At 69.0% G+C, this 3,848-nt stretch carries 4 protein-coding genes; 2 read left to right on the top strand and 2 right to left on the bottom strand.

Annotated elements, in window-relative coordinates; translation table 11 throughout:
- Window positions 1–197 precede the first annotated feature (197 nt).
- Complete coding sequence (locus ADK60_RS20250) at window positions 198–494, bottom strand: hypothetical protein (RefSeq protein WP_053647858.1); 297 nt, start codon at window positions 492–494, stop codon at window positions 198–200.
- Between the two features lie 34 nt (window positions 495–528).
- Entirely contained in the window at window positions 529–1,221 is a 693-nt protein-coding gene (locus ADK60_RS20245) for a hypothetical protein (RefSeq protein WP_053647856.1), read from the bottom strand.
- Between the two features lie 332 nt (window positions 1,222–1,553).
- On the opposite strand from ADK60_RS20245, the gene ADK60_RS20240 reads away from it, so the two are divergent.
- Both ADK60_RS20240 and ADK60_RS20235 read left to right on the top strand, forming a co-directional pair.
- Window positions 1,554–2,198: a hypothetical protein gene (locus ADK60_RS20240; RefSeq protein ID WP_053647854.1), complete on the top strand. Its 645-nt coding sequence runs from the start codon at window positions 1,554–1,556 to the stop codon at window positions 2,196–2,198.
- 99 nt (window positions 2,199–2,297) lie between these two features.
- Window positions 2,298–3,836, top strand: coding sequence for an ISL3 family transposase (locus ADK60_RS20235; protein ID WP_159400508.1), 1,539 nt, complete (start codon window positions 2,298–2,300; stop codon window positions 3,834–3,836).
- Window positions 3,837–3,848: the final 12 nt, after the last annotated feature.

Below are 3,848 nucleotides of genomic sequence, written 5' to 3'. Positions count from 1 at the left end.
TCGCCCTGCACACAGCCTCCGGACAGTCCAACGATCTTGACGCGCCCGTAGTACGGAGCCGTGTTCCCCGCCCGACGGCAGGGACCGCCCGGGCCAGGAGGAACACCGGCGTTCCCGAGCGGCAGCCGGACACGGCCCGCCGAAGCGAGCCGCGACCACGAGAAGCGGGGCGGCCGCCCCGCTCGGGGCCACCCGTGTCAGCTGGATGCCCCTGGTGTTGCCGGAGGCATCAGGCAGGGCGTTTTGACCCGGAAGAGCAGCAGCCCTCCGGTCGTGGTCTCTACGGTGATCAGGTGCCGGCTCGACGTGCGGGAGGCGTCGAGGACAGTGTCGACCTTGCCGACGCAGTCGTTGAAGAACGGCTCGGCGCTGCCGGCGTCGAGGGTGACGCCGGCGCTCTGCGCCATGTACTCGGTCATGTGCTGGGCCCAGCCCTGGGCGTCCTGGCGGGCCTTGACGGGCACCCGCCCGTCGGGCACCCCCTCACTGAGCATGTGTCGCGCGCCCGTGAGCTCTACGGGCTGCGTCTCACGCCTCGTGGTGTGTCGGCAGGACTCCCGCAGCAACCGCCAGGGCGCGGACGGATCGCGGAATTGGTTTGTTGTCGTCGACGGCGATACCTGCGGACCGGGCCCAGGCACGAAGAAGGGAGTCGTCCGCGGAGGGCGCCGGGGGGATTGGGGGAATCGGGGGGTCGGCCGGTCGCGTGGGGTCGTAGGTTGCCTTGCCCACCTCGTCAGTGACGCGGTGCACGTGGTCAGGAGCAGGTGGGGCGGGCCACAGGGTCAGGCGATGTTCCTCGACCCAGGGGTTGGCGACATTGAGAGCGCGTCCCTTGTCGCGGCCGCGTGTCTCCACCCGGACGCGGTACCAGCCCGCGCCGGCGACCGCCAGGTTTCCACGGACCGCTCCGTCCGCAGCCTGGCCGCCCCAGGGCTGGACGCCGAGTTCTCCTGCGGCGCTGAACAGGCTCAGGTCGACGACGGTTTCCCAGTCCGCCTGGGGCGGCCCGGGCGGGTCCATACGCCCTTCGACCGACAGTCGGATGGCGCCCGCGTGGGTTCCGCAGCTTACGGTCAAATGGTCGGGGGCAGCGGCGGCGACGCTGTTTCCCGTCCTGACCCTCTCAAGGGCGTTGTGGTCCTCCCCTTCGACGTAGTTCGTTCCGTAGAGGTAGTACTGCGCGTAGTCCACCCGCATTCGGTCTGTCGTCCCGATCATGGATGTCCTCCTGGTGATGTAGCAGTGTCCCGGCCCCCGACGGCAACATCCTCCGGGGCCGGGACACCACGATCAACTGATTGGCTGCCGATCAGAACCGAACGTCACACACCACGTTGGCCTCGGGCTGTCACGGGGCGGCGATCTGACTACTGGTGAAAACGCGGGAGAGTACCTCCGGCCTGGGACAATTGGGCTTGTCCAGGGTCCTGGCTCTGTTTGTCAGCGGACACGGCAGACTGGCTCTGGCGCGAGTTCCGTGAACGATCTTGGATCTGGTGTAATCCCAGGGTGAGAGAGTGCCGGAGCCAGGGGCTCGGCGTGGGGCGGGGATGGGCGGACAGATGGCGGCGGTAGAGCACCGGGATGCCGTGCTGAGGAGGGCGCGGGCGGACTGGGAGCTGATGCCCCTGGACGGTGTCGGGCCGTTGCGGTTCGGCATGCCGATCATCGAAGTCACTGCCGCGCTGTCGGGCATGAGCGAGCTGCACCGCTTCCAGGCCGGGCCGTCGGAACCGAACACCCTGGGCGTCGCGTTCGGCGAGAGGCCCGCGGAGCCTGCTGTGTACGGCTACTTCATCCGCGGGCAGCTGTTCTGCGTCGCGGTCGACGCGGCCTTCGGACCCCAGGTCACACTCTGGGGAAGGGAGTTGACGGCCTGCGTGCCGGCAGGTTTGGAGCGGTTCCTTCTGCACGCTTCCGTGTGTGGGGTGCTCGGTGTGTCCTATGGTCCGCGGGGCAACCCCGGGGCCGCCGGCATTGGCTTGGTCCTGCGGGTGCAGGAGGTCGCGGGCAATGCTGTGACCCGGCCGGTGATGGTGGGACGGGGCTGGGAGGACCGGTGCACCGATGACTGGGAAGGGCCGATACCGGAGTGCGAATGGATCGGCCGGCAGTGGTTCTACGCGGGCTACTCGGAGTACTGGCCTCCGCCTGGCCACGCGATGTCTTGGGGCGACTGGCAGCCTCCTTTCTAGGCTGAGCGTGAACGGCCACGATGCCAACAGGCACCGACTGCTACGGCACGAGTTCCGTAAAGCCCGCATGTGGGCGGCCGCGGTTGGCGATCATGGCGGGTGTCTGTCACTGATCTTCTGGTCATGTTGTTCCCTCAGTTCGCGCTGCTGCACGTGGAGTTGGTCAGGTCGGTTGGCCGGTCGGTCCGTGTTCATGCCCGGGGCCGGGCGTCAGGGGCGACATGCGCGGGATGTGGAGCCTGGTCGGAGCGGGCGCACAGTAGTTACGAGCGGCTGGTCGGCGACACTGCGGTCTGCGGGCAGGAGCTGGTACTGCACCTGCGGGTCCGCCGCTTTTTCTGCGACAACGCCGAGTGCGGGAAGCGGACCTTCGCCGAGCAGATCCCGGGGCTGACGTTCCGATACGGCCGCTGCACGGTGGGGCTGCGGAGGGTGCGCGAGGCCGTCGCTCTGGCGCTGGGCGGCCGGGCTGGTGCCCGGCTCACCGAGCACCTGGCAGTCGGGATAGGGCGAGACGCCCTGATACGCCTGATCCGTGCACTGCCGGACCCGCTCACTGGGCAGGTTCGCGTGCTCGGGGTCGACGACTTCGCCCTGCGAAAGGGCCATCACTACGGCACGGTCCTGATCGACATCCAGGGCCGCCGTCCCGTCGATGTCCTGCCCGAGCGGTCTGCCGACGCCCTGGCTGCCTGGCTCACCGCCCACCCCGGCGTCGGGGTCATATGTCGCGACCGGGCCAGCTACTACGCCGAAGGCGCCGACCGTGGAGCCGGCACCGCCACCCAGGTCGCCGACCGGTTCCACCTCTGGCAAAACCTCGGCCAGGCGGCCGAGCGGCTGGTCGCCCGTCTGCGCCCGCAGTGGGTCCCACCCGCACCGGCGAAGCAGAAAGTGGTGTTACCCGAAGGACCTCGGGCCCGGCGCACCCGCGAGCGTCACGCTCTCGTCCACGCTCTGATGGCCAAGGGTATGGGACCCAGCCAGATCGTCGCCGAGCTGGCCCTGGACCCCAAGACGGTGCGGAAGTTCATGAGAGCCGCCACTCCGGAGGAGCTGATCGGCGACCGTCCCACCGGCCGACAGAGCAGCCTGGACGGCCACGCCGCCTACCTGATCGCCCGGTTCAACGAAGGCTGCCACAGCGCCGAGCGCCTCCACCGCGAACTCGCCGAACGCGGCCTGACCGTCAGCGAACGCACCGTCCGCCGCTTCGTGCACCGGCTGCGAGACAACGCCAAGCCAGCCACCCGCCCGCCGGTCCCCAAGATCCGCGAGGTGACCCGGCTGATCCTCACCCACCCCGACAACCGGCCCGAGGCCGGCCGTGTCCTGTTAAAGGAACTGCGCGGCCGCTGCCGGGAGCTGGATGACGCCTGCGACCTTATCGCCCGTTTCGCCACCGTCCTTGTCAACCGCCGCGGCCATGAGGACCTCGAACAGTGGACTGCGGACGCCGAGGCCAGCCACCTCCCCGAACTTCGCGGATTCGCGACCGGCCTGCGCAGGGACTGGGACGCGGTCCTGGCCGGCCTCACGCTCCGCTGGAACTCCGGCGCCGTCGAGGGCCACAACAACAAGATCATTCTGTGGAATCAGCGATGTCAAGCCGTGTGCTTGTGCATCACGTCGAGGTAGTGGCGGTCTCGG

It is taken from the genome of Streptomyces sp. XY431 (genome assembly GCF_001279805.1).
In the GTDB taxonomy this organism is placed as follows: domain Bacteria; phylum Actinomycetota; class Actinomycetes; order Streptomycetales; family Streptomycetaceae; genus Kitasatospora; species Kitasatospora purpeofusca.
The sequence above is the reverse complement of the archived record's forward strand: the minus strand, read 5'-3'. Positions and strand labels throughout refer to the sequence as shown.

What these genes read in the sequence shown, in the direction of transcription:
- ADK60_RS20240 (WP_053647854.1), top strand. Translation starts at nt 1,554, where the DNA reads ATGGGCGGACAGATGGCGGCGGTAGAGCACCGGGATGCCGTGCTGAGG.
- ADK60_RS20245 (WP_053647856.1), bottom strand. Translation starts at nt 1,221, where the DNA reads ATGATCGGGACGACAGACCGAATGCGGGTGGACTACGCGCAGTACTAC.
- ADK60_RS20250 (WP_053647858.1), bottom strand. Translation starts at nt 494, where the DNA reads ATGCTCAGTGAGGGGGTGCCCGACGGGCGGGTGCCCGTCAAGGCCCGC.